We start from the raw sequence: 25,335 nt of genomic DNA, 5'->3' as shown, positions 1-25,335 counted from the left end.
CGCATGCCGGAGCCCGAAGCGCCCGCCCGCTACGACGCCACCGCGCGCGCGCTCCACTGGAGCGTCGCCCTGCTGGTGCTGCTGCAGTTCCCGCTGGCGGTCTACATGGACCGCTTCGTCGAGGCCTTCTCGCAGGAGCAGTTCCGCCTCTACAGCCTGCACAAGACAATCGGCGTCGCGATCCTGCTCCTGGTCGTGGTGCGCCTCGGCTGGCGGCTGGTCTCCCCGCCGCCGCCGCTGCCGGCGAGCATGCCGGCCTGGGAGCGCCGGGCGGCCCACACCGGTCACGCCGCACTCTACCTTCTGCTGCTCGCGCAGCCGGTGGTCGGCCTGCTGCACGGCTTCGCCTCCGGCTTTCCGACCGTGCTGCTGTTCGGGGTGACGGTGCCCAGCCTCCTCGCCACCGACAAGGCCCTGACCGACCTGTTCGGCACCGCGCACTTCTATCTCGGCTGGACCTTCCTGGCGGTCGTCGCGCTGCACGTCGCCGCCGCGCTGCGCCACCGCTTCCTGCTCAAGGACGAGATCCTGAGCCGCATGCTGCCCGGAGCCCGCTGATGCGCCATCTCGCCCTATCGATCCTGCTGCTCGCCGTCGCGACCGGCACCCCGGCCGCCGCCCAGGAGGCCCCGGTCTGGCGCGTCGAGCACCAGGCCAGCAGCCTCGTCTTCCTCTTCACCCAGTCCGGCAGCGAGACCAAGGGCCGCTTCGGCACCTGGTCGGCGGAGATCGCCTTCGACCCCGAGGACCTCGCCAACAGCGCCGTCGCGGTCACGATCGACCTGGCGAGCGCCGACACCGGCTCCGGGGACCGCGACCAGCTGCTGCGGTCGGCGCCGCTCTTCGACGTCGCCAACCACCCGCAGGGACGGTTCGTCTCGACCGAGATCGTCGCCGCGGGCGAGGGCTACGAGGCGCGCGGCGAGCTGACCCTGCGCGGCGTCACCCGCCAGGTCGTGCTGCCTTTCGTCCTGGAGATCGAGGACGAGCGGGCCGAGGCCGAGGGCCGGCTCGAGATCCGCCGCCTCGACTACGGCATCGGCCAGGGCCAATGGCAGGACACCTCGATGGTCGCCGATCCCGTCGCCATCCTCTTCGAGCTCCGCGCCGAGCGGCTCGACTGAGTCAGCCGATCCCACGCAAGCCCGATCCCCTCAAGCCTGGTCCCCCCAAGAAGGAGCCCCCATCATGCTGTTGCGCACCACGAAGGCCGCCCTCGTCGCCACCCTCGTCGCCGCCGGCACCCTGGCCGGCGGCGGGGCAAGCCCCCCCGCCGGCGAGGCCTGGACCATCGACCCGGCCCATGCCGACGTCGTCTTCCGCATCGACCACCTGGGTTACTCCGCGACCTGGGGCCGCTTCGGCGAGGTCACCGGCACCCTCGCCTTCGAGGAGGACAATCCCGAGGACGCCAGGGTCGAGGCGGTCATGGCCGCGGCCTCCATCGACACCAACCACGCCGAGCGCGACCGGCACCTGGGCGGAGACGACTTCTTCAAGGTCGATTCCTTCCCGGAGGTGACCTTCCGCTCGACCGCCATCGAGGTCACCGGCGAGAGCTCGGCCAACATCACCGGGCAGCTGACCATGCTCGGCGTGACCCGCCCGGTCGTCCTGGCGGCGACCCTCAACAAGGTCGCGCCCCATCCGCGCGACGCCGCGACGCTGATCGCCGGCTTCTCGGCGACGACCTCGATCCAGCGCTCCGATTGGGGCATCACCTACGGCGTGCCGGTGATCGGCGACCAGGTCGACATCTTCCTGGACATCGAGGCGACCAAGCCGGCCGAGTGAGCGCGAGGCCGGAGCAAGCGACTCCAAGGGCTCCCGTCCGGGGGCCCTTTCGCGTTCCCGGCAAGGAATTCCACGCGATCTCCAGAAAATATCCAGCAGGCCGACAAGCCGACGGCCGCCAGGTCTCCTAGGCTCCGACCGTCGACGCCGGAGGGCTGCGCGCGGCGCAGCCGGAGCAGGGGAAGGCGGCATGCTCAAGCGCTTCGTGATCGAGCGGGACCTGCCAGGCGTCGGCCGGATGTCCGAGGCCGAGCTCGGCGACGCCGCGCGCGTGTCGAACGGCGCGCTGGCAAGGCTTTCCGGGGTGCAGTGGCAGCACTCCTACGTCGCCGCGGACAAGACCTTCTGCCTCTACCTCGCCGACAGCGAGGAGGCGATCCGCGAGCACGCCCGCCTGTCCGGCTTCCCCGCCAGCCGGATCACCGAGATCGGGCGGATCATCGACCCGACGACGGAGCGGCACTTCATGGCTGACAGGGCCTCCGAGTAGGGCCGCTCAGAGGTTAACCCCGGCCCGGCGGAGGCCATCGAAGAAGGTCTCGCGGTGCGATACCTCCCGAAAGGGATAGGAGGCGATCAGGCCGGCGCGGTCCATGGGCAGGCCGAGCTCGGCGAGCCTGGCGAGGCCGCGGTCGGAAACCTCGCGCCGGCCGGCGAGGCCGCCGAAGGCGACCAGGCGCTGCAGCGCGCGGCCGTAGGCCGGATCCCATTGCAGCGAGCGGTCCAGGTGTCGCTCGGCCTCGCCCAGCCGGCCCTGCAGCAGGGTCCAGAGAGCAAGGTCGGACTCGATGGTCGCGGTGTAGGGATAGGCCGGATCGACCTTGTAGACCCGCCGCTGTTGCGTCATGGCGATGTCGAGCAGCCCGGAGAAGCCCGCGATGCAGCCGCCGAAGTGATAGGTCCAGCAGGCGCTGGGATTGAGCTGGATCGCCCGATTGACGTGGTCGAGCGCCCGCTCGTAGTGCTGGTTGGTCCAGAGCTCGCCGACACCGGCCAGGGCGTGCGCCAGCCAGGAATTGCCGTCGACGTCCAACGCGCGCCTCGCCGCCGCCAGGGTCTCGGCGAAGGCCGTGCGGGTGTCGGACTTCGACCAGTCGCGCATCGCCTGCTGGAACTTGACGAAGGCGATCAGCGCATAGGGGCAGTACCAGTCCGGCTCCAGCTCGGCGGCCTTGCCGGCCAGGCGCTCGGCCGTCTCGTAGTCGCTGGGGCTGGTGCGGTTGGCGTGCCAGACGGCGCGCATCACCAGGTCCCAGGCGGTGAGATCGTCCGGGGACTTGCGCAGGATACGCTGGAGCTCGGCGTCGCGCAGCTGCGGTTCCAGGGTGCCGACAACGGCCTGCGCCAGCTCCTCCTGCAGCAGGAAGACCTCGTCGAGCGCGCGCAGGAAGCGGCCGCTCCAGAGCTCCCGGTCGGCCTCGGCGTCGATCAGGGCGGCGCTGAGCTTCAGCCGCCCCCCGGCGCGCTGCAGGCTGCCGGTCAGCAGGTAACGGGCGCCGACCGCGCGGCCCAGCTCGGGCGCGGAGAGCGCGCTGCCGCGATAGCGGAAGGCGGTATTGCGCGAGATCACGGGGAACAGGCGCCAAGCGGAAAGCTCGGCGATGACCTCCTCGGTGACGCCGTCCGCGAGGTAGCTGGAGCCGGCGCCATCCGTGGTGTCGTGGAACGGCATGACGGCGATCGCCGGCCGCTGCATGACCGTGCCGGCGACCTGCTCGGCGCTCGCCGATTCGCATTGCGCCGGCGGCGAGGCCGCGACCGGCGCGACCGCTGCGGTAACGGGGCCGCCCTCGCCCAGCTCGCGCACTTGGCCGACGAAGCGGAAGCCGCGCCGCTGGACCGTGCGCAGCAGGCGCTGGGCACTGCCGTCGTCGCCGATCGCCCGGCGCACCGCCTTGATCCGGCTGCTCACGGCGGCCTCGGAGACGATGCGGCCGTTCCAGACGCCCGCCAGTATCTCGTCCTTCGTGACCACCCGCTCGTGCCCCGCGACCAGCAGCGCCAGCAGCTCGTAGACCTGCGGCTCCAGGGGCACCGGCTCGCCACCGCGGCGCAGCTCGAACAGCCGCGTATCCAGGCGACAGTCCTCGAAGGCATAGATCATGGCCCTCGACCCTCGTCTCGCAGCCCAGCGCGCCGTGACGCCAGTATTCGGCGAATCCAGCAGTTCTCCAAGGGATATTCAGGCGCCCTTCAAGCGGGCAGACGGCGGCGCGCCTAGCTTCATCGCGACGAGCCGTCGGAGACGCCCCCTGGGGGCGGACGCCTGCGCGGCTCAGGACCGCTTTTCGAGGAGCTCCCCCGATGCTGCACTGTCCCGACCCGGTCGCCTGGCGTCTCCGTCTGGCCGCCGGCCTTCCCGCGGCCGCGCTCGCGTCGGCGCTTATCGGCGCCGCCCCCGCCGCCGCCGACGAGACCTGCCAGTCGCCCTACATGGCCAAGATCACCGGCGAAGAGGAGTACGTCTACATCTGGACCCTCGGCGTCGAGGGACTGGGCGACGGCTCGGACAAGCTGGTCACGGTCGACGCGCGGTCCGGCTCGCCGACCTTCGGCCGCGTCATCGACGTCGATTCCGTCGGCGGCCGGCACGAGGCGCACCACGGCGGCCTGACCGACGACCGCCGGCACTATTGGGTGCAGGGCCTCGACAGCAGCATGATCTTCGTCTTCGACATTGCGAGCGACCCCGCCAACCCGAAGCTGGTCAAGACCATCGACGACTTCGTCGAAGCGAGCGGCGGCGTCGCCGGCCCGCACGGCGCCTACGCCCTGCCCGGCCGGATGCTGATCTCGGGCCTTTCCAACAAGGACGGGACCGGGCGCACCGCGCTGGTCGAGTACTCCAACGAGGGCGACCACATCGCCACCCACTGGATGCCGACGGCCGAGGAGCCGCGCGGCGCTGCGGGCGCCGAGCATGCCGACGGCTACGGCTACGACGCCCGCGTTCTGCCCCGGCGCAACGTCATGCTGACCTCCTCCTTCACCGGCTGGAACAACTACATGCGCCCGCTCGGCGAGGTCGTGAACGACCCCGAGGCGATGAAGGCCTTCGGCGGCTCCATGGTGCTGTGGGACTTCCACGCCCGCCAGCCGCGCCAGGTCTTCTCCGTGCCGGGCGTGCCCCTGGAGGTGCGCTGGGCCTGGGGCGAGGACCACAATTACGCCTTCACGACCACGGCGCTGACCTCCGAGATCTGGCTGGTCCACGAGGACGGGAACCAGGAGTGGCGCGCCGAGAAGGTCGGCACGGTCGGCGACCCCGCACAGCTGCCGCTGCCGGTCGACATCAGCCTCAGCGCCGACGATTCGACGCTGATCGTCGACAGCTTCATGGACGGCATGACGCGGATCTACGACGTCACCGACCCCTTTCAGCCGAAGCTGATCCACGAGGAGAAGATCGGCGGACAGGTCAACATGGTCTCGCAGAGCTGGGACGGAAAGCGGCTCTACTACACCAGCTCGCTGCTGGCGAACTGGGACAAGGACATCACGACACCGGACGGCGAGCAGTTCCTGCGCGCCTACGCCTGGGACGGCAAGGCGCTGACCCCGCGCTTCGAGATCGACTTCCTGGCCGAAGGACTGGGCCGGCCGCACCTGATGCGCTTCGGCTCGACGGCCCTCTACCGCTGATCGATCCCGGGCGGGGGCCCTGGCGCCCGCCCCTCCCCGGAGTGCCGGCGATGAAGCTTCCGCTTGTCTGCGCCGCCCTGCTGGCCGCGCTGCCCGCCGTCGCACACGACGGCAAGAATCACGAGATGCCGCCCATCGAAGGGCCGGCCGACGCTTACTTCTTCCGCCTGGCGGAGCCCGGCAGCTATCGGCTGCCGCCGATCAAGCCGGCCGCCGACGCCCGGCTGCTCGACGCCGGTGGCGCCCCCCTCCGACTCTCGGCTCTACTGCCGGGCCGGATCACCGTGCTCGCCTTCCTCTACACGCGCTGCGCCGACGCCTGCCCGATCGCGGCCCTGCGCCTTGCCGACCTGCAGGCATTGGCCTCGCGCCTGCCGGAGGTCGCCGAGCGGCTGCAGCTGATCTCCCTCAGCTTCGACCCGGAGCACGACACGCCCGCGCGCATGGCGGAGTACGGCCGGCAGCTCCGGCAGCCGGCGGGCCCGGTCCGCAGTGGCTGTTCCTGACAGCGCCCGACCGCGCCAGCCTCGCGCCGGTTCTGGAGAACTACGGGCAGCCGGTCGCCGCCAGGCCCGACCCAGACCACCCCGCCGGGCCTTACAGCCATCTGCTGCGGGTCTTCCTGATCGACGGCGACCAGCGGATCCGCAACATCTACAGCGCCGACTTCCTCGACCCGCGCCTGGTGCTCAACGACGTTCTGAGCCTGCTCGTCGAGGAACAGCCGACCCGACAGAGTGCGAGCGGCAAGCCGTCACGGGGCAAGCCGTGAGCCACCGTCGCCCGACGGCGGCGATCGCCGGCGCCTTCACCCTTCGCGGCGGCTTCGGCAAGGTCAGCGACAAGGCTTGAAGGGCGCAATCCGGGCCGCTATCCAGCAGCCATGACGACCCGACCGCCCCGCCTTCGCGTTCGCCCGGCCCGTCTTCAGGAGGCGGGCGAGCTCTGCACCCTCCTCAACGCGATCATCCGGATCGGCGGCACGACGGCGCACGAAAGGCCGCTGACGGTGGAGGGCTTCGCGGAGCAGTTCCTGCGCGGCCCCGGCTTTCTGTGCTGCCTCGTCGCCGAGGAGGCGGCGAGCGGCCTCCTCGGCGGCTTCCAGGCGCTGGAACGCCATGCCGGGCTGCCCGAGGGCTGGGCCGACATCGCGACCTTCGCGCGGCCGGAGCCGAAGATCCCCGGCGTGGGAACGGCGCTCTTCGCGGCGACCGCGGCCCGCGCGCGCCTGCTGGGGGTCACGACCATCAACGCCACGATCCGCGCCGACAACCACGGCGGCCTCGCGTACTATTCAAAGATGGGATTCGAAGACCACGCGGTGGCGCGCGGCGTGCCGCTGGCCGACGGCACGCCGGTCGACCGCATCTCGAAGCGCTACCCGGTTCGGGGCACAGGCTAGGAGCGGAGTCCGGGGTCCGTCCGGGGGCAGGCGGCCTACTGCCGGTCCGCCGCCTCGGCCTCCCGGTCCCAGCACCTCGGCGCGACGAAGCGCACGATCAGCACATAGCCGACCAGCGCCAGCGGCCCGACGACCGTGTCGAAGGCGACCCAGCTGTCCGTCTGGACGCTGCGCCAGACGACCTCGTTGAGCGCGGCCAGCGACAGGGCGAAGGCGATCCAGGCGAAGGTCAGCACACGCCAGCCCGCCCGCGTGAGCTTGAGCCGCCCGCCCAGCACCCGCTCCAGGAAGCTCGGCCGGAAGGCCAGGCCGACGGCCAGCGCGAGGGCGAAGAGGCAGCGGCCGACCGTCGGCTTCATCTTGATGAAGCGCGGGTCGTCGATGAGCAGGCTGGCGCCGCCGAGGGCGAGGACGATCAGCAGGGTCGCCACCGCGATCAGCGGCACGCGCCGCGCCGTGAGGTAGCCGACCGCCACCACGCCCAGCGTCGCCGCGATCACCGCCGCGGTTGCCGCCTGGATGCCCCAGCCGTAGTTGACGAGGAAGAAGGTTGCGGCCGGCAGCAGCTCCAGCACGACCGGCTGCGTCAGGTAGCGCTCCTTGAAGGTCGACATCCTGCCCCGCCTCCCCCGCGCGGGAGGCCCTAATCTAGCCTCGCCGGCTCGCCGACGGCAATCGTCGATGCCTGAGCCGCACCGCTGGACCTATACTTCCTTTAACTGTGCCGCGGCGGCGGCCCTCGCTAGACTGCCGGCCGATCCGCCCACAACCGGCAGCGAGGACAAGCGATGCGCCACCGTCCGATCGAAGAGCTGCTCCAGGAAGTCGCGGGGGCGGCCGACCCCGAGGCGGCGATCCGCAGGCACATCCTCGACTTCATGGAGGCCATCGCCGAATCGCCCGGCGAGCGCTGGCAGCCCGGCACGCCGCTGCGTCTGTTCCTGGCCGGCTACAACGGCTCCGGCAACACCGGCGCCGACGTGCGCGTCTGCGAGATGGTCCGTCAGTTCAAGGCGGTGGTCGGCCCGGAACTGCTGCAGCCCGGCCTGCTGATGGTCAAGGAGCACCTGCCGCGCGACCTCTTTGCCGAGGTCGATCTCGAGCTCGGCGACCTCTATCTGCCGGTCCTGCTGGCGCAGAAGCTGCGCGCCTACCACGGCGTCGTCACCTGCGAAGGCTCGATGTTCAAGTCGAGTCACGCCGACCTCTTCACGATGCTGATGGCGGGCGCGCTCGGACTCGGCGCCGCGGCCGGCAAACCGGCGATCGGCTACGGCGCCGACGCCGGCAAGATGACGCCGGCGCTGAGCGATTTCGTCGCCGAGGCCTGTCGCGACGCCTTCGTGATCTCCCGCAGCGGTGCCTCGGCCGACCTGCTCCGCGATCTCGGGCTCAGGGTCGAGAGCGGCGCCGACACCGCCTGGACCTTCGATCCGGCGCCGCCCGCCAGGGCCGAGGAACTGCTGCGCGCGGCCGGCTGGGACGGCAGCATGCCGGTCGTCGGCATCGCCCCGGTCAATCCCTTCTGGTGGCCGGCCCGCCTCGATCCGCAGAAGGCACGGGAGATGGAGGCGACCGGAGCCCACAGCGACGCCCACTACGGCAGCGGCGTGTTCCACACCGACACCGCCGAGAGCCGCGCGCTCTACGCCCGTTATCTCGAGTCGATCGCCGGCGCGGTCAGCGCCTTCGGGCGGTCGCGCCCGGTCTTCCCGGTGATCGTGGGGATGGAGCGCCTGGACCAGCAGGCCTGCAAGGACCTCGCCGAGCGTCTCGGCGGAGAGACCGCGATCTTCGCCGCCCAGGACCGGCATCCGCGGGAGCTGGTGGGCCTGCTGCGCCGCTGCCGGATCCTGATCAGCTCACGGTTCCACGCCCTGGTCACGGCGATGCCCGGCGGCGTCGCCGGCATCGGCCTCAGCATGGACGAGCGCATCCGCAATCTCTTCGACGAGTCCGGCCAGGGCGGCCGTGCCTTCCGCGCCGACGACCCGGAGCTGGAGCCGAAGATCCTGCAGCTGCTGGAAAGCGAGGCCGAATGGCACGGCGAGGCCGCCGTGGCCGCCGAGCGCACGACCGCCCGCGAGATCCGACGCATGGGAGAGATGGGCATCGCCTTCGCCGACGAGCTGCGCCGCCATCACCCGGACCTGCCACTGCCGAAGCGGCCGCGCAGCTGGGACAGCCACCTGCCGCCCCTGCCGCCGCTCGTCGAGGACCTCCTTGCGCGCCACGCCTGAGGCCACGGCCGTGCCAGCCCTGGGCGAGCCCGCGCTGCAGCTCGACCCGCAGATGCTCTCGGCCGGGCAGCGCTATCTCGAGTCGACCGCCGCCCTGCGCGACCTGTCGGCACTACCGGTCGAGACGGTGCGCGCGCAGCTGCGTGCGGCACGTGCGCCCTGGAACGAGGGCGGGCCGGAGATGGCCGAGACCAGCGACGCCCTTCTGCCCGGCCCTGGGCGGCCGGTCCCGATCCGCATCCACCGGCCGACCCGAGAGGGGCGCGGCCCGCTGACGCTGTTCCTGCATGGCGGCGGCTTCGTCGTCGGCGACCTCGATACCCACGACCGGATCCTGCGGGAGCTGGCGGTCGCGCTGGACGGCCCGGTCGTCGGCCTCGACTACGCGCTCGGGCCCGAACGGCCCTTTCCGGCGGCCTTCGAGGAGACCGTAGCCGCCGTCGCCCACCTCGCCCGGCAGGGTGGCGAACCGGGCCTCGAGGGGCCGCCGATGGTCCTGGCCGGCGAATCCGCGGGCGCCAGGCTGGCGCTGGCCGCCTGCCTGGATCCGAAGGTGCGCGCGCTCGAGGCGGTCGGGGCCTGTCTGCTCTACTACGGCAGCTACGGGCTGGCCGACTCCGCCTCGCGCCGGCTCTACGCCGGCGGCGCTTTCGGTCTGGGCGAGAGCGAGCTCGCCTTCTTCCGGCGCCACCACCTGCGCTCAAGCGGCGACGCGAGCGATCCGCGGCTCGACCCCCTGTCGCAGGACCTCTCGGGGTTGCCGCCGCTCTTCGTCGCTGCAGCCGAGCTCGACCCCCTGCGCGACGACAGCCTGGCCCTGCACTGGCGCCTGCGCGCCGCCGGCGGCCGGTCGCGGCTCTCGGTCGCCGCCGGGCTGCCGCACGGCTACCTGCTGTTCCTCTCCGCGGTCGAGGCCGCAGCGGCCAGCCTGCGCGAAGGCGCCGCCTTCGCCCGGAGCCTACTCTGATCCCTGCGCCGCCCTGGCGTGCTCAGGCCGGCACGGCCGCGCCCGGCCGGCCCCGCCGGGCCGGAAAACGGGCATCACGGCTTCGGCGAACAGCCGCATCGAGCGCTCGACCTGGTCCTGGGTCATCGCCCCGAAACAGAAGTTGCCGTTGAACAGGTCGGCGCCGCTGCCGGCGAGGATGCGCTCGAGCTGGCGGATGCACTGCTCCGGCGTGCCGACGACCATGTGCTCGGCGAGGATCTCATCGGTAGAGGGCTCGCCGGGCAGCGGCGCGGTCTCGACGCGGCCGCCGGTCACGCCGCCGATCTCGTGGCGCAGGCTGAGCCCGGCGCGGGCGTTCCAGCGCGCCTCCTCGGCGACGACCCTGGCCTCCGCCTCGCTCTCGCTGACGTAGACCGGGCGCTGGGTGCCGATGCGGATCGCCCCAGGCGCCGCGGCGAAGGCGTCGGCGTATCGGCGGCGCATGTCGACCAGCTTGGAGATCGGCTCGAGCGTGCCGGAGAAGAGGTTGATGCCGCGCGCGACCGTCGCCTCGACCGCCGGCGCGACCGTCGAGTTCACCGCCGCCCAGACCGGCACGGGATCCTGCAGCGGCTGCGGGTAGATCAGGGTCTCGGGCACTGCGAAGCGGCGCCCCTCGAAGCTGAAGGGACGTCCGCCCAAAGCCCGGCGCAGCAGGTCGATCGCCTCCTCGTAGGCTGCGTGGTCATCGCTCTTTTCGACGCCCAGGCGCTCGTACTGGAAGCGCTGGTAGCCCTTGCCGATCCCGAGCTCGAGGCGACCGCCGCTCAAGAGGTCGACCGCCGCAGCCTGCTCGGCGACCAGCAGCGGGTTGTGCAGCGGCAGGGGCACGATTGCCGTGCCCAGCCGGATCCGCTCGGTCAGGGCGGCGATGTGCGCCAGCAGCACGAAGGGTTGCGAGGAATAGGAGTAGTTGATGAAGTGGTGCTCGGCGACCCAGAGGTGCGAGAAGCCGAGCGACTCCGCGAGGCGCGCGGAGCGCACCGCCCGCGCATAGACCTCACGGGAAGCCGCCCCCTCGGGCGACTGCATGAGCAGGAAGATCCCGATGTCCATGGCAGCCCAAGCCCCTCGTCTCGCACCGCCATCCTGCCGGCTCGGGCGCCCGGTGTCGACGCCGGCAGCGCTGACGGAGGGGGCGGACGCCATGCTGGCGGCGCGCTGGCCCTTCGACTAGTCTTGGTGCGAGTGGATCGCCGGGGGGCAGCCGCGAGACGATGAGCATCAAGTTGCGTTCGGCCCTGATGCCGCGGGCCCCGTTCCGTCGCGCCGCCAGCACGGCAGTTCTCGCCTGTGCGCTCCTGGCGGGCCTTTCCGGGCCGGGCTCGGCGCAGAGCCTGATCGAGGCGCTGAGCGCCGCCTACGAAACCAACCCGACCCTGCTGGGCGCGCGCAGCCGGCTGCGCGCCGTCAACGAGTCCGTGCCCCAGGCCCTCGGCGGCTGGCGTCCCTCGGTCGAGTTCAAGGGCGCCGTGGGCTACGCGCGCGACGAGGTTCTGGAACCGCCGGCGCCTCGGGTGACGGAGCATCTCTTTCCGCGCAAGGCCGAGCTCGCCGTGACCCAGCCGCTGATCGACGCGACGGTGGGCTCGGCCGTCGCAGGGGCCGAGGATCTGGTCCGCGCCCAGCGCGCGGTCCTTGCCGACACGGAGCAGACGGTCCTGCTGCGCGCCGCCCAGGCCTACGTCGACGTGGCGCAGGCCCAGGAGTCCCTGCGCCTGCGCCAGGAGACCGAGCAGCTCCTGGCCGGCGAGGTCGACAACATCGAGCGGCGCCTCCGCATCAACGAGGCGACGGTCACCGACCTCGACCAGACGCTCTCGCGGCTCGCCGGCGCCCGCGCGGATACGGCCACGGCCCTGGCCCAGCTGAACCAGAGCCGCAAGGATTTCCGGCTCGTGACCGGCATCGAGCCGGGTGCGCTGCCGATGCCGGGGGCGCTCGGCGGCCTGCCGGCGGGCCTCGAGAGCGCGGTCGCCGAGGCCCGCGAAGCCAACCCCAACGTCATCGCGGCCGGCTTCCAGGAGCGGGCGGCACGGGAAGACGTCGCCCGTGCCCTCGGCTCGCTCTACCCGACCCTCGGCCTGACCGGCAGCCTGACCCAGAACCACGAGACCCTGAGCGAAGACTCGGAGGAGACGATCGCCAGCGTCGGCCTGGCCGTCACGGTGCCGCTCTATCAGCAGGGCGTCGTCTCCAGCGGTGTCCGCGAGGCCAAGGAGACCGCCTCGCAGCGCCGCCTCGCCACCGAGCAGGCGCGCCGCGACGCAGAGCAGTCGGCGGATCAGGCCTGGCAGTCCCTGACCGCGGCGACCTCGCGCCTGCACACCTTCCGGGAGCAGGTGGACCTGGCGTACCGTGCGCTCGAGGGTGTGCGTCGCGAGTACCGGCTGGGCGACAAGACCGTCGACGACCTGCTCGACCAGATCCAGGAACTCAAGGAGGCCGAGCTGGGCCGGGTCGCCGCCGAGCGCGACGAGGTGCTCGCCGGCTTCCAGCTGCTTTCGGCCGTCGGCCGGCTCCACGCCGGCGAGCTCGGCCTGCCGGTCGCCCTCTACGATCCCGAGCTCGACTATCGCCGGGTGCGCAACGCCTGGTTCGGACTCGAGGCGGCCGGCACGGACTGAGGCTTCAGGCGTCCCGGCTGCGAGGACCCAGCCGCTCGATGGCCGCCACCGCGCGCGCGACGCCGTCTTCGCCGGCCAGGCGCCCGGCCAGGCGCGCGGCCGCCGCCCGGTAGCTCGGCTCGCTCAGCACGCTGTCCAGTCCGTCGGCGAGTTGCTCGGCGGTCAGCTGCCGCCAGGAGTGCGGCGGCGGCGCGACTCCCAGTGCTGCCGCTCGGCGCGCCCAGAAGAACTGGTCGCCCGAGAAGGGTACGACGACCGCCGGCAGGCCGGCTCGGAACACCGCCGCCGAGGTCCCGGCGCCGCCGGCATGCACCATCGCCGCGACCCGCGGCAGCAGCCAGGCGTGCGGCACGCTCTCGGCGAGATGGATGCCGTCCGGCAGCTCGCCCGGATCCAGGGCGCCCCAGCCCGACAGCAGCACGGCCCGCCGGCCGACCCGCGCCAGGGCGGCCAGAACGAGCGCCGTCAGGCGCTGGCCGTCGGCCTCGCCCATGCTGCCGAAGCCGACACAGACCGGCGGTTCGCCCTCGGCCAGGAAGGCTTCCAGGGCGGCTGGCGGCGCCCAGTCGCGCGGCAGCGGCGGCGGCCAGTAGCCCGTCTCCTCCGTCCAGTCGCCCCAATCGGGGGGAGCCGGAAGCACTTCGGGACTGATGCCATAGAGCCGCGGGCAGCGCCGCCGCTCGGCCTCGGCGAGCGGCCCGCCGCGCAGGCTCCACCCGCGCAAGCCCCGCGGTCGCGCCGGCGGCAGGTGCAGCACCTCTCCGCGCCAGTCGTCGAGCAGGCGCCGAAAGCCGGCCGTGAGGGCCCACTCGGCGACATAGTGGCCGAGCAGGTTGCCGAGCGGACCGAGCCGCGACTGATCACGACCGGCGAGGATGCTGGCGAAGGCGCGGGTCGGCGTCACCGGCGTCAGGAAGGCCTGCACGGCCGGCACGCCACGCGCCTCCGCGATGGCGCCGCCCATCAGGGCGGTCAGGGAGTAGACGATCAGCTCGGCATCGCCGCAGGCCGCCAGGGCCTCGTCGAGCAGGGGGCGCGCCTTGGCGGCGATGGCGCGCGCCTGGGCGCGCTGGCTGCGCCAGTAGGCGAGCGGATTGGTACCCGCGCGCGCGATGCCCTGGCTCGAGGCGCTGCGCAGCAGGCGCGCCGGGTCGCCCGGGAGGACGTAGTGCTCGAGCCCGGCCTCGGCGATCGCGGCACCGTAGCGCCCGTAGGTCGCGATCCGGACGCCGTGGCCGCGCGCCGCCAGGCCCTTGCCGAGACCGAGGAAGGGCGCGACGTCGCCGAGCGAGCCGAGGGTCAGGATCGTCACGCGCACGTCGGCACCGCCTCCTGCCGGCGCTCGGCTTCCGCCAGCTCCGCGGCCACGACCTCGGCGAGCCGGGCCACCGCGGGCTCTAGGATCACGCCGATGTGGTCGCCCGGCAGCTCAAGGCTGCGCGCCACGCTGGCCCAGCGGTCCCAGCCGAGGGCCGGGTCCGGCGTCGCCTCGCCGCCGCCCGCCGTGACCTCGCTGTCGGCCGCCCGCACGACGGTCACCGCCTTGGCGAGCGGCTGCGGCCGCCAGGCGGCGAGCACCGCCAGGCTCTGCCGATAGAGACCGAGCAGGCGCTCCACGACCGCCTCGTCTGCCCGCTCGCTGACCAGGCCGGCCTCGGCGAGCGCGGCCAGGAAGGCGCCGCGGCAGTCCGGCCCGGCGAGGCCGGCGGGCGGCAGCCGGAGCGGCCGGTCGAAATAGCGCGCCGCGGCCCGGGCGATCTCGGTCAGCAGCTCGGGCTCCGGGGCCAGCCCCGCCGGTGCCGACCCCGCCTCCATCGGCGCCGCCAGGTCGAGCAGCAGCACGGCGCCGACCGCGCGACCGCGTGCCTCCAGACGACGCGCCGTCTCGAAGGCGAGCGCCGCGCCGAAGGAGTGGCCCAGCAGGTGGATCGGGCCGGGCGGCAGCTCGGCCGTCATCAGATCGTCTGCAAGTTTCTCGGCCATGGCTTCGAGCGAGCCGGCCGCCACCAGGCCGGCGAGCTGGACACCCACGACCGGCCGGCCCTCCAGGCGCCGCGCCAGCGGCAGGTAGGCGAAGGGATTGCCGCTGGCGCCCGGCAGCACGACGAGCGGCGAACCCTCGCCGGCGCCTAGCGGGACCAGCGCCGCCGCCGGCTCCAGGTCGAGGCGCGCCAGCGCGGCGGCGAGCCTGCGCACCGTCGGCGCGCGGAACAGGAGCGCGGCGTCGACCGCGAGCCCGAACCGCCGCTCGACGGCCGCCGCCATTTCGAGGGCGAGCAGCGAATGCCCGCCGAGCTCGAAGAAGGAGCGATCGAGCGGCACCGAGGGAAGGCCGAGCAGGGCGCTCCAGATCTCCGCCAGCGTACGCTCCTGTGCCGTCGCCGGCGCCGCCTCGGCGTCGGCCGGCGCGCGGCGATCCTCCGCCCTCGCTTCCGGCCCCTCCGGCACGGGCAGGTCGGCCGCGGCGACCTGGGCGGCCAGATCCTCCAGGCGGGTCTCCTCGCCGCCCAGGGCTTCCAGCAGGCCGTCGAGCAGGGCGAGCAGCCGCTCGGCCAGGCTCTCCGGTACGCGCCGCCGGTCGAAGACGAGCTGCAGGCGCAGGCGCTCGCCGGGCACGACGAGCAGCGCCAGGGGGTAGCGCGTGCGGGCGCCGCAGCTCGCGACCTCGACGACCGCCACGCCGGTCCCGTCGCCCTCAGCGCCGACCGGGGAATCGAGATCGCTCGGGTAGTTCTCGTAGACCAGCAGCGTCTCGAACAGCGGCCGGTCGGTGGGTCCCGCCGCTTGGCTCAGCGCGGCGGTGCCGACATGCTGGTGCGCGAGGACGCGGCCGTGGCGCGCGAAAAGTGCGGCCAGCCAGGCCTCGAGGCCCTCTGCCGCCGGAAGGGGCGCGCGCAGCGGCAGGGTGTCGATGAAGAGGCCGGCCCCGGTCTCGCTGCCGGGCAGGGTTTCGGGCCGGCCGGCGGTGGTGACGCCGAAGACCACCTCCTCGGCGCGCAGCAGGCCGCCAAGGACGAGGGTCCAGGCGGCCTGCACGAGGGTACCGAGCGTGACCGCGCGACGGCGCGCCGAGGCTTCGAGCTCACCCCGCCGCCCGACCTTGAGGTCGAGGCGCCGCTCGCCGTAGGGGTCGCCCTGGATCGCCGCGTCGCCGCCGGCAAAGGTGAGCGGCGGCAGGCGCGGCGCGGCTGCCAGTTCCGCGCGCCAGAAGGCCAGACTCTCCGACTGGTCCCGTTCGGCGAGCCAGGCAACATAGGCGCCGTAGGGCAGCGCTGCAGGCAGCCGCTCCGCCCGCCCCCGACACTCGGCCGCATAGAGGATCATGACCTCGCGCAGCAGCAGCGCCATCGACCAGCCGTCGAGCAGCAGGTGGTGGAAGGTCCAGACCAGGCGCCAGTCCTCGGCATCGACCCGCCAGAGCGCGAGCCGGAAGGCCTCCGGCCGCTGGAGGTCAAGGTCGGCCAGCCGGTCCTGCTGCAGCCGGGCCACGTCGGGCGCGCCCTGCCGCTCGACCCAGGAAGGCGGCGGCTGCCGGAACACCACCTGGAGCGGCTGCGGCAGGCCGTCCCAGAATAAGCCCGTGCGCAGGATCGCGTGACGCGCGACCACCCCTCGCCAGGCCGCCCGCAGCGCAGCCGGATCCAGGCGCCCCTTCAGGCGGATCTCCAGCTGCTCGTGGTGGACCCCGCTACCGGCCGCGGCGAGGCTGTCGAACAGCATGCCCTGCTGCTGCGGCGAGAGCGGCAGGATCGTCTCGATCGCCCGCGCCGGATGCCGCCCCGCGCGCGCTCCGATGCGCTCCAGAAGGCGCCCGAGGCGCGCCCGGTCGAGACCCGCGAGCGGCACGTCCGAGGGCAGCAGGCCGCCCTGCGCCGGATCCAGGGCCCAGGCGAGCAGCGCCCGCAGCCGCGCGGCGGTCTCCTCGAGCAGCCGCCTCGCCGTCGCCTCGCGGTGCCGGGTGGGGCTGTAGCGCAGGTCCAGGCGCAGGTGCCCCTCGGTCACCACGGCGATCAGCTCCAGCAGGTGCAGCCGCTCGGCGCCGGCGCCATAGAGGGCGCCGCTCGGCCCCTCGACCGGCCGCAAGGGCCCCGGCGCGGACTCGCCGAGGCGACCGAGGTAGTTCAGCGAGACCTCGGCCCGCTCGGTCCCGCGCGCACCGAGGCGCGCCTCGGCCAGCCAGGCGCCCGGGCCCTCGTCCGCAGGCCGCTCGACCCGTCGCGGATCGAGCCGCGTGAACCAGCCGACGGTTCCCGACAGGTCCAGCTCCGGCAGGACGTCGCGACCGTGGCGCTCGACGTCGAGAGTCAGCGCGTCCCCGCCGCTCCAGTCGAGCAGCGCTCCCGCCAGCGCCGCGAGCAGCAGCTCGGTCGGCTCGCTGCGCAGGGCCTCGTTGGCCTGCCCGAGGAAGACCCCGGTGAGATCGGCGGCGAGCCGGCAGGATAGGCTCACCGCCGTCGCCTCCTCGTTCGGGCCCTCGTCGAAGTCGACGGGCAGCGGCCACTGCGGCGGCGCCTCAGGCCGCACCGCCGCGGGCAGCCGCGCGGCATAGGCGCTCCAGGGCACCGCGACCGGCACCGGTTCGGCCGGCGCCGTCGCGCCCTCCTCGAGGAAGCGGCCGAGCTCCTCGATCAGCAGGCCCCAGGAGACGACGTCGACGACCAGGTGGTGCGCGACCAGCAGCAGCTGCTCGCTGCCGTCGACCCGCCGGAACAGCGCGCCCCGGAACAGGGGGCCCTGCAGGAGATCGAGCGATCCCTGGACGGCATCGGCCAGGGCGGACTGCTCGGCATCGTCCTTCGGGGCGAGGACCTGAAGTGGGACCGGCGTCGCCTCGCCGACCAGCGCGCGACGCCGCCCGCCCTCGCCGGGAAAGCGGAGGCGCAGCGCCTCGTGGCGCGCCGCCAGGCGGTCGAGGCCGGCCCGCAGGCGCTCTTCCGGCAGGGGTGCCGCGGCCGAGAGCAGAACCGCCTGGTTCCAGTGGGAGGGCTGCGCCAAACGCCGATCGAAGAACCACTGCTGGATTGGAGAGAGCGGCAGCGGGCCCTGGACCACGTCCGTCGCCTCGGGCCGCGGCGCCTCTGCCGAGCGCGCGGCGACGGCCGCCAGCCCGGCGACCGTCTGCTGCTCCAGCAGATCGCGCAGGCGGAAGACGATGCCGGCCTGGCCGGCGCGCAGCACGAGCTGCATCGCCAGGATCGAGTCGCCGCCGAGGGCGAAGAAGTTGTCCTCCGCGCCGACCTCCTCGAGCTTGAGCAGGTCGCGGAGGATGCCGGCCAGCGCCTCCTCGGTCGGCCCCTGCGGCGGCCGCGAGCGGCTTGCCTCGGCGATCCCGCCGTCCGGCGCCGGGAGCGCCCGGCGGTCGACCTTGCCGCTGCGGTTCAGGGGCAGCGCCGGCAGGAAGACGAAGGCGGCGGGCAGCATGTAGGCCGGCAGCCGCTCGGCCAGTGCCGCGCGCAGCGCCTCCGCCGAGGGCGTCGCGGCCGCCTCGGCGCCGACCAGGTAGGCGACCAGCCGCTTCGCGCCCGAGCCGGCGACATGCGTCACGACCGCGGCTTCGGCGATGCCCTCCTGGGCGAGCAGGGCCTGCTCGATCTCGCCCGGCTCGACGCGGAAGCCGCGCAGCTTGACCTGCTCGTCGAGCCGCCCGAGAAACTCGAGGACGCCGTCGGCGCGCCAGCGGACCCGGTCGCCGGTGCGGTAGAGCCGGCCCCGGCCCGAAAAGCCGTCCGGCACGAAACGCTGAGCCGTCAGCGCGGGTCGGCCGAGGTAGCCGCTGGCGACGCCCAGTCCCCCGACCCAGAGCTCGCCAGGGACGCCGTCCGGCGCCAGGCGGCCCCGGGGATCGACCACGTAGGCGCGCGTGTTGCCGATCGGGCGGCCGATCGGAACGCTCGGGCCCATTCGCTCGCCCGGCAGCAGCCAGTGCAGGGAGACGAAGGTCGTGCACTCGGTCGGACCGTAGCCGTTGCCGAGCCGGTGGTCGTGAAAGCCGAGCGCTGCCATCCGGTCGAGCACCGCCTGCGCGGCGCCTGGATGGACGACGTCGCCGCCGGCCAGCAGGTAGCGGACCCCGGCGAGCACGTCGGGAATGCTCTCGGCCATCCGGTGGAACAGGCCGGCGGTCAGCCAGAGCAGGTCGATCGCCTGATCTCGCAGCGTCGACGCCAGCGCCGCCGGCTCGAGCGGCCCCGGCGGCGCCACGACGAGCGTGCCCCCCGACAGCAGCGGCGTCCAGATCTCCAGGGTGCTGGCGTCGAAGGCCACGGAAGAAATCAGCAGGACCCGCTCGGGCGGGGGCCCCTCGTAGGCCACGCCTTCGACCAGTCGCAGCACGTTGCGATGGGTGACGCAGACGCCCTTGGGGCCGCCGGTCGAGCCCGAGGTGTACATGACGTAGGCGAGGGCATCGGGATCGTCCGGCGGCGAAGGCGGCAGAGCAGACGAGGTGCCGAAGGCCGCTTCGACGGCAAGGACGCGGAGCCCGTCCGCCGCGAGCTCGGGGGCGAAAGCCGCCTCGCTCACCACCACGCCCGCGCCGGCGTCGCCCAGCAGCGCCCGGCGGCGCGCCGCCGGCAGATCGGTCTCGAGCGGCAGGTAGGCCGCGCCCACCCGCAGCACGGCCAGCAGCGCGACCGGCAGCGCCAGGCTGCGCGGCAGGTGAAGGCCGACGACGTCGCCCGGCGCCACGCCGGCCGCGGCCAGTTCCGCGCCCAGGCGCCCCACCGCCGCCTCCAGCTCCGCATAGGTCAGGCTGGTCTCGCCGAAGGCGACGGCGACGGCATCGGGCCGGCGGGCGGCGGCCGCCGCCAGGCGCCTGGTCAGGGTCCGCGGCTCGCTCAGCGGCCTGGCGGGCGGATTGCGCGCGGCCAGGCGCTGGAGCTCTGCCTCGCCGACCAGCGGCAGGTCTGCGACCGCCGTCCCGGGGCTCCCGCCCGCGGCGGCAGCGAGTCGGGCGAAATGGTCGAGCAGGCGCTCGATGCGCTCGGCCTCGAAGAGGTCGCTGCAGTATTCGGCCTCCAGGCCAAGCGTCCCGTCCTCCCGCAGCTCGGCCGCGAGAAACAGGTCGACCTTGCTGCTCCGGGTCTCGAGGCGCAGCGGCGAGAGCCGCGCGCCGGCGAGGTCGAGCCGCTCGTCGAGGGCGCTCTGCAGGGCGAAGAGCACCTGGCAGAGCGGCGGATAGCGCGGGTCCCGCGCCGGCTGCGTCGCCTCGACGAGGCGCTCGAAGGGCACCTCCGCGCTGTCGAAGGCCTCCAGCACCGTGCGCCGCATGCGCGCGAGCAGGCCGCGGAAATCGGGTGCGCCGGACAGGTCGCAGCGCAGCGGCAGGGTATTGACGAAGAGCCCGATCAATCCCTGGCTTTCCGGCCGGTCGCGCCCGGCGAGCGGCGTGCCGACCAGGAAGTCTTCCTCACCGGTGTAGCGCCCGATCTGGGCCGCGAAGACGGCGACCAGGGCCATGAACAGGCTGGCGCCCTCCGCCTGCGCCACGGCGGCGAGGCGGGCCACGGTCTCGGCCGGCACCTCGATCCGCGCGCTGGCGCCGCGGAACGACTGGAGCGCCGGGCGCGGCCGGTCCGCCGGCAGCTCGAGGAGCTGCGGCGCGCCGTCGAGACGCTCGCGCCAGTAGGCGAGCTGCCGCTCGATCCGGGCCTGCCCCTCGGGACCGCGCTCGCGCCGGGAGAGCTCCGCATAGTCGGGCCAAGCGGGGTGTACCTCGCCGGCACCGGCCTTGGCGTAGGCCTCGCCGAGCGCGCGCAGCAGCAGCGAGATCGACCAGCCGTCGGCGATCGCGTGATGCAGCACGATGCCGAGGACGTGGCGCTGCGCCTCGATCCGCAGCAGCAGGGCCCGGAACAGGGGCGCCGTGCCCAGGTCGAAGGGTTCGGCGGCCAGGGCCGCAAGGCGCTCCCGCACGGCGCGCTCCGGATCGTCGGGATCGGCGAGCGACTCGACCGCCAGGGGCGGCGCGCAGTCGGGCAAAACGACCTGGCGCGGCTCCTCCCCGATCAGCCGCAGCGCCGTGCGCAGGCTGGGCTGGCGGTGCATGACCTGCGCGAGCGCGCGCGCCAGGGCGTCGCCGTCCAGGGGCCCGCGGATCTCGACCGCGCCGGGAATGTTGTGGGCGGGCCCGAGGTCGCCGAGCTGCTCGACGACCCAGAGCCGCCGCTGCGCGTGGCTGAGCGGCGCCGTCGAGGCCCCCTCGCCTGCCCTCTCCGAGGCCGCAGTCTCTGGGCCGGAGGACCCCGTTCCGAGCAGGGCGATCAGGGCGGAGCGTTGGCCGGCGATGCGCTCGCGCAGCTCGCCGGTCAGGGCGCCCTTCGGCGCCGAGAACCTCAGGCGGCCCTCCTCGACCCGGAGCCGGATGCCGAGCGCGCGGAGCTCGTCGAGCAGGTCGGGCAGGTTCAAATCTCGCCCTCCTCTCCCTCGGCGGCCTCGGTCTCGCGCTCCGGCTCGCCGCGGCCCTGCGCCTGCCAGCGCAGCGCCTCGACGACGCGCGCCTGGGCGGCCACCGTCGGCGCCTCGAGCAGGGCCCTCAGGTTGAGCGGCACGCCGGCGACCTCCTGGAGGCCCGCAAGCATGCGCACGGCCAGCAGGCTGTGCCCGCCCAACGCATAGAAGTCGTCCTCGACGCCGACGTCGGGCAGGCCCAGCGCCTGGCGCCAGATCCGGGCGATGGCCTCCTCCAGGCCGCTGCGCGGGCCCGCGAAGCCGGGCGCGCCTCCGGCCGGCGGCGCAAGGCCGGTCGGCACGGCGGGCGCAGGGGCCGGCGGGGCCGTCCCCTCGACCCAGCGTGCGAGGCGCGGCGCGAGCGGCGTTCCCGACACCAGCAGCCGCCCGCTCAGGCCGCTCCCGAGCAGCCGCGCGGCCAGCGCCGCCGCAACCTCCGGCACCAGCCCCTCGGGCGCGTCCTCGCCGAAGCGCCAGCCGTCCCAGTCGACGGCCAGCCAGCGGGCGCCCTCGCGCACCCGGCGCTCGACGTAAAGGTCCATGGCGGCGTTGGCGGCCGCGTAGGCGGCGAAGCCGAGGCCGCCCAGGATCGTCGAGAGCGAGGAGCAGAGCAGCACCGGGACCGCGCTCTGTCCGCCCAGCGCTTCGTCCAGCGCGCGGACCCCCTCGAGCTTCGCGCGGAACAGCCGCTCGACGGTGCCGGCATCGGTTTCGGCCAGCGCGACCTGCGCCGCCTCGCCGGCGATGCCGGCCGCGTGGACGACCGCGTCGAGCCGGCCGAAACGCTTGTGCGCACGTGCCATGACCTTGGCCAGCGCGCCGCGGTCGGCGACGTCGCAGCGTGCCGTCATCACGGTGGCGCCGGCCGCTTCCAGGGCCGCGATGTCGGCCTTGCGGCCGGCGCCCCCGGCGCGTCCGCACAGCACCAGCCTCGCCCCGGAGCGCGCGAGCGTCGCGGCGACCGCGAGGCCGAGCTTGCCGAACCCGCCGGTCACCAGCACCACCGGCCGCTCCGGCAGCGTCCCTTCGGGCAGGTCGAGGGAGTCCTGCACGGAGCGCCACAGCCGGCCGCCGCGCCAGGCAAGCTGCCGGGCGTCTCCGGCGCAGAGGGCGGCCAGGACCTGCGCCGAGGTCGCTTCCTCGGCCGGGTGGTCCAGGTCGAGCCGGTCCAGGTCGAGCCGGTCCAGGTCGAGCCGATGCAGCGAGAGTCCCGGCGTCTCCTGCGCGGCGACCAGCGCCGCCGCGCAGGCCGCGGCGCCGGCCTCGCCCAGCGCCTCGTCGCCAAGCAGGTCGCAGGCGCCGGCCGTGAGCAGGTACAGGCGCGCGGGACGGGTCTCGGCGAGCAGCGCGGCGAGACGCGGGACGACCTCCGCGGCCTCCTCGGCCTGGGTCACGCAGTACAGCAGCGCGTCGGCGGGCCCCGACTCGCTCGGCTCGCCACCCGCCTGCCGGATCGCGGCGGCCAGGGGCGCCCCTGCGCCCGCCGCGCGCCAGCGCTGGCCGGCAAGCTCGGGCTGCGACGGCCTCTCCTCGAGGCGCCGCCAGCCCGGGCGGAGCGTGACCGGCTCCAGCAGGAGCTCGCCCGGCCCGGCAGCCTCGAGCCAGTAGCGCCGCCGCGCCAGGGGGTGGCCCGGCAGGGCGAGCTTGCGGGGCGTGGCCGGGGCATGGAAGGCCCGCCAGTCGAGCTCGAAGCCGGCGCGCCAGGCCGCGCCCGCCGCCTCGGCGAGACAGCGGTCGGGCGCGGTCTCCTCCAGCGCCCCGGGCAGGCAGCGGATCAGGGCGCGCCCTCCGCAGGCCGGGTGCTGGCGGGCGAGCGACAGCAGGCTGCGACCCGGGCCGACCTCGACCAGCAGGTGATCGGAGCCGTCGAGCAGCCGGTCGAGGGCCGCGCCGAAGCGCACCGGCTCGCGCAGCTGCCGGGCCCAGTAGTCCGGGTCGACCGCCTGCTCGTCGGTGAGCCAAGTGCCGGTGAGGTTGGACAGCAACGGCAGCGTGGGCGCCTGCCGCTCGACGGCGGCCACCGCCTCGGCGAAGGGCGCCATGACCGGCTCCATGGCCGGCCCGTGGAAGGCATGCGAGGTGTGCAGCGCCTGGCTGGCGATACCCAGCCCGGACAGCTGGCCGGCGAGCGCGGCCACCGCCTCCTCGGTACCGGACACGACCGTGAGCGAGGGGCCGTTGAAGGCAGCGATGCCGACCGCCGGTCCGAGCAGCGGTGCGAGCTCGCCGGCGCCGGCTTCGACCGCCAGCATCGCCCCGGCCGGCTGCGCCTGCATCAGCCGCCCGCGCAGGGCGACCAGGCCCAGCGCGTCCTCGAGCCGGAACACCCCGGCCAGGGTCGCGGCCACCAGCTCGCCCAGGCTGTGGCCGAGCAGGACCGCGGGTCGCAGTCCCCAGGCCATGATCTGTCGTGCGACCGCGTACTCGACGATGAACAGGGCGGGCTGCGCCAGGTCCGTGCGGCGCAGCAGCGAGGCCTTGCGGCGGTCGCCGCCGGCCGGCGCGAGCACGAGCTGGCGCAGGGTCACCGCCAGCTCCCCCGGCAGCGCCGCAAGGCAGCGCTCCACCGTCTCCCGGTAGGTCGGCAGGCTCTCGGCCAGGCCGGCGCCCATGCCGGGATACTGGCTGCCCTGGCCGGAGCAGAGGAAGGCGACGGCAGGCGGGCTCGCGGCGGTCGGCGAGGCCGTCGTGCCGGCCGGCGCCGGCGCCCGCAGCGCCTCGACCGCCTCGGCCGGGCTGGCCGCGACCACGAAGCGACGCTCGGCGAAGGCGCGCCGCCCGGCCTGCAGGGTATAGGCGACGCCGGCCAGGTCCGCCTCCGGCCTCGCCTCGAGCCAGTCCGCGAGCTCGGCGGCGGCGGTATCCAGCGCCGGGGCGCTCGCCGCGGACAGCAACAGCAGCTGGCGGTCCCGGGCGGCCGGGCCCGGCTCGCGCGGCGGCGCCTGCTCGAGCACCGCGTGGGCGTTCGTGCCGCCGATCCCGAAAGAGCTGACGCCGGCGCGGCGCGGGCCGGAGCCGCTCCAGGCCCTCAGCTCGCCGTTGACGAAGAAGGGCGAGTGCGCCAGGTCGAGCCGCTCGTTCGGGCGGCGGAAATGCAGGCTGGGCGGCAGCAGGCCGTGCTCGATCGCCAGCGCCGCCTTGATCAGCCCGGCGACGCCGGCGGCGGCGTCGAGGTGGCCGACGTTGGTCTTGACCGAGCCGAGGGCGACGCTGGCTTGCGCCGGGGCCGCCCCGACGCCGGGGCGCCCGAAGGCCCGCGCCAGCGCACCGACCTCGACCAGGTCGCCGAGCGGCGTGCCGGTGCCGTGGGTCTCGACGTAGCCGATCTCCGCGGGAGCCAGTCCCGCCGCCTCCTGGGCTGCGGCGATGACCGTCGCCTGGCCCTCGACGCCGGGCGCGGTGAAGCCGACGCGCGCGTTGCCGTCGTTGTTGATCGCGCTGCCCTTGATCACGGCGTGGACGGGGTCGCCGTCCGCGAGGGCGTCGGACAGGCGCTTGAGCACCACGACCCCGACGCCGCTGCCCGGGACGGTGCCGGCGGCCTCGGCGTCGAAGGCGCGGCAGTGGCCGTCCGCCGAGGCGATTCCGCCTTCCTGGTGGAGGTAGCCGACGCCGCTCGGCACGCTGATCGACGCGCCGCCGGCGAGCGCGACCCGGCACTCGCCCGCGACCAGGGAGCGGCAGGCCTGGTGCACCGCGACCAGGGAGGTCGAGCAGGCGGTCTGCACGGTGATCGCCGGTCCGGTCAGGCCGAGTTTGTAGGCGACGCGGCTTGACAGATAGTCCTTGTCGTTGGCGAAGAGCGTCTGGAAGGCGGCGGCCGGGTCGCGCTGAAGCGCGCGCCAGCTGTCGCGGCCGGCCAGCTGCGACAGGGCGTAGCTGCTGATGCCGGCACCGGCGAAGACGCCGATCGGGCCGGCGGGGCGTGCCGGATCCTGCCCCGCCCGCTCGAGCGCCTGCCAGGCGCACTCCAGGAAAAGCCGGCCCTGGGGATCGAGCTGCTCTGCCTCGGCCGGGCTGTAGGCGAAGAAGCCGGCGTCGAAGAGGTCGATGCCGTCCGGCGCCGCGGCCGCCCGCACGTAGCACGGATCGGCGAGCAGGGAGTCCGGCACGCCGGCGGCGCGCAGCTCCTCCTCGCTCAGCCTGCGGATCGCCTCGTGGCCCTCGGTGAGCAGGGCCCAGAAGGCCTCGACG

16 protein-coding genes (1 of these 16 cut by a window edge) are annotated in these 25,335 nt (G+C 74.1%); 10 read left to right on the top strand and 6 right to left on the bottom strand.

From position 1 onward, the window contains the following. Positions 1 to 3 precede the first annotated feature (3 nt). The 4 genes from WD341_RS16665 (at position 4) to WD341_RS16650 (ending at position 2,284) form a co-directional block, all read left to right on the top strand. Positions 4 to 558: a cytochrome b gene (locus WD341_RS16665; RefSeq protein ID WP_368426609.1), complete on the top strand. Its 555-nt coding sequence runs from the start codon at positions 4 to 6 to the stop codon at positions 556 to 558. Continuing rightward, positions 558 to 1,124, top strand: a complete 567-nt coding sequence (locus WD341_RS16660) for a YceI family protein (RefSeq protein ID WP_368426608.1) — start codon at positions 558 to 560, stop codon at positions 1,122 to 1,124. The genes WD341_RS16665 and WD341_RS16660 overlap by 1 nt, the downstream gene beginning before the upstream one ends. Positions 1,125 to 1,188: 64 nt before the next feature. After that, positions 1,189 to 1,794 (top strand): YceI family protein, encoded by a 606-nt coding sequence (locus WD341_RS16655; protein ID WP_368426607.1) that lies wholly within the window; start codon positions 1,189 to 1,191, stop codon positions 1,792 to 1,794. A 190-nt stretch (positions 1,795 to 1,984) separates the two neighbouring features. After that, positions 1,985 to 2,284: a DUF4242 domain-containing protein gene (locus tag WD341_RS16650; RefSeq protein ID WP_368426606.1), complete on the top strand. Its 300-nt coding sequence runs from the start codon at positions 1,985 to 1,987 to the stop codon at positions 2,282 to 2,284. A gap of 6 nt (positions 2,285 to 2,290) precedes the next feature. Here the strand turns inward: WD341_RS16650 and WD341_RS16645 are convergent, their stop codons facing one another. Beyond that, positions 2,291 to 3,898, bottom strand: a complete 1,608-nt coding sequence (locus WD341_RS16645; protein WP_368426605.1) for a winged helix-turn-helix domain-containing protein — start codon at positions 3,896 to 3,898, stop codon at positions 2,291 to 2,293. Between the two features lie 200 nt (positions 3,899 to 4,098). On the opposite strand from WD341_RS16645, the gene WD341_RS16640 reads away from it, so the two are divergent. From WD341_RS16640 to WD341_RS16630, 3 genes are all read left to right on the top strand, one after another. Next, entirely contained in the window at positions 4,099 to 5,436 is a 1,338-nt protein-coding gene (locus WD341_RS16640) for a selenium-binding protein SBP56-related protein (protein WP_368426604.1), read from the top strand. A 50-nt stretch (positions 5,437 to 5,486) separates the two neighbouring features. Continuing rightward, positions 5,487 to 5,942: an SCO family protein gene (locus tag WD341_RS16635; RefSeq protein ID WP_368426603.1), complete on the top strand. Its 456-nt coding sequence runs from the start codon at positions 5,487 to 5,489 to the stop codon at positions 5,940 to 5,942. 377 nt (positions 5,943 to 6,319) lie between these two features. Then, positions 6,320 to 6,838 (top strand): N-acetyltransferase family protein, encoded by a 519-nt coding sequence (locus tag WD341_RS16630; RefSeq protein ID WP_368426602.1) that lies wholly within the window; start codon positions 6,320 to 6,322, stop codon positions 6,836 to 6,838. A gap of 35 nt (positions 6,839 to 6,873) precedes the next feature. Here WD341_RS16630 and WD341_RS16625 read toward each other — a convergent pair whose 3' ends face one another. Continuing rightward, positions 6,874 to 7,452: an inner membrane-spanning protein YciB gene (locus tag WD341_RS16625; protein ID WP_368426601.1), complete on the bottom strand. Its 579-nt coding sequence runs from the start codon at positions 7,450 to 7,452 to the stop codon at positions 6,874 to 6,876. 174 nt (positions 7,453 to 7,626) lie between these two features. Between WD341_RS16625 and WD341_RS16620 the strand changes: the two genes are divergently transcribed. Together WD341_RS16620 and WD341_RS16615 are read left to right on the top strand one after the other, a co-directional pair. Next, entirely contained in the window at positions 7,627 to 9,078 is a 1,452-nt protein-coding gene (locus WD341_RS16620) for a polysaccharide pyruvyl transferase family protein (protein WP_368426600.1), read from the top strand. A 10-nt stretch (positions 9,079 to 9,088) separates the two neighbouring features. Beyond that, on the top strand, positions 9,089 to 10,045 hold the full coding sequence (locus WD341_RS16615; RefSeq protein ID WP_368426599.1) for an alpha/beta hydrolase fold domain-containing protein: 957 nt from the start codon (positions 9,089 to 9,091) through the stop codon (positions 10,043 to 10,045). On the opposite strand, the gene WD341_RS16610 is transcribed toward WD341_RS16615, so the two are convergent. Next, entirely contained in the window at positions 10,037 to 11,122 is a 1,086-nt protein-coding gene (locus tag WD341_RS16610) for an LLM class flavin-dependent oxidoreductase (RefSeq protein ID WP_368426598.1), read from the bottom strand. The two genes, WD341_RS16615 and WD341_RS16610, sit on opposite strands and share 9 nt — an antisense overlap. Positions 11,123 to 11,283: 161 nt before the next feature. Between WD341_RS16610 and WD341_RS16605 the strand changes: the two genes are divergently transcribed. After that, positions 11,284 to 12,693 (top strand): TolC family outer membrane protein, encoded by a 1,410-nt coding sequence (locus WD341_RS16605; RefSeq protein WP_368426597.1) that lies wholly within the window; start codon positions 11,284 to 11,286, stop codon positions 12,691 to 12,693. A 4-nt stretch (positions 12,694 to 12,697) separates the two neighbouring features. Here the strand turns inward: WD341_RS16605 and WD341_RS16600 are convergent, their stop codons facing one another. The 3 genes in view from WD341_RS16600 to WD341_RS16590 are tightly spaced (each overlapping or abutting the next) and all read right to left on the bottom strand, a layout consistent with a single transcriptional unit that may run on beyond the window. Next, on the bottom strand, positions 12,698 to 14,011 hold the full coding sequence (locus tag WD341_RS16600; protein ID WP_368426596.1) for a glycosyltransferase: 1,314 nt from the start codon (positions 14,009 to 14,011) through the stop codon (positions 12,698 to 12,700). Beyond that, positions 14,002 to 21,099 carry an amino acid adenylation domain-containing protein gene (locus WD341_RS16595; RefSeq protein WP_368426595.1) on the bottom strand — a complete coding sequence of 2,366 codons (7,098 nt, stop codon included), beginning with the start codon at positions 21,097 to 21,099 and terminating at the stop codon, positions 14,002 to 14,004. Before WD341_RS16595 ends, WD341_RS16600 begins: the two co-directional genes overlap by 10 nt. After that, positions 21,096 to 25,335 carry the 3' portion of an amino acid adenylation domain-containing protein gene (locus tag WD341_RS16590; RefSeq protein WP_368426594.1) on the bottom strand. The gene runs 4,889 nt beyond the window's last position, so 4,240 of the gene's 9,129 nt are visible here — the last part of the coding sequence; the start codon falls outside the window, past its right edge; its stop codon occupies positions 21,096 to 21,098. Before WD341_RS16590 ends, WD341_RS16595 begins: the two co-directional genes overlap by 4 nt.

Source organism: Tistlia sp. (genome assembly GCF_040905785.1).
In the GTDB taxonomy this organism is placed as follows: Bacteria; Pseudomonadota; Alphaproteobacteria; order Kiloniellales; family DSM-21159; genus Tistlia.
This window is presented reverse-complemented; position numbering and strand designations above follow the sequence as displayed.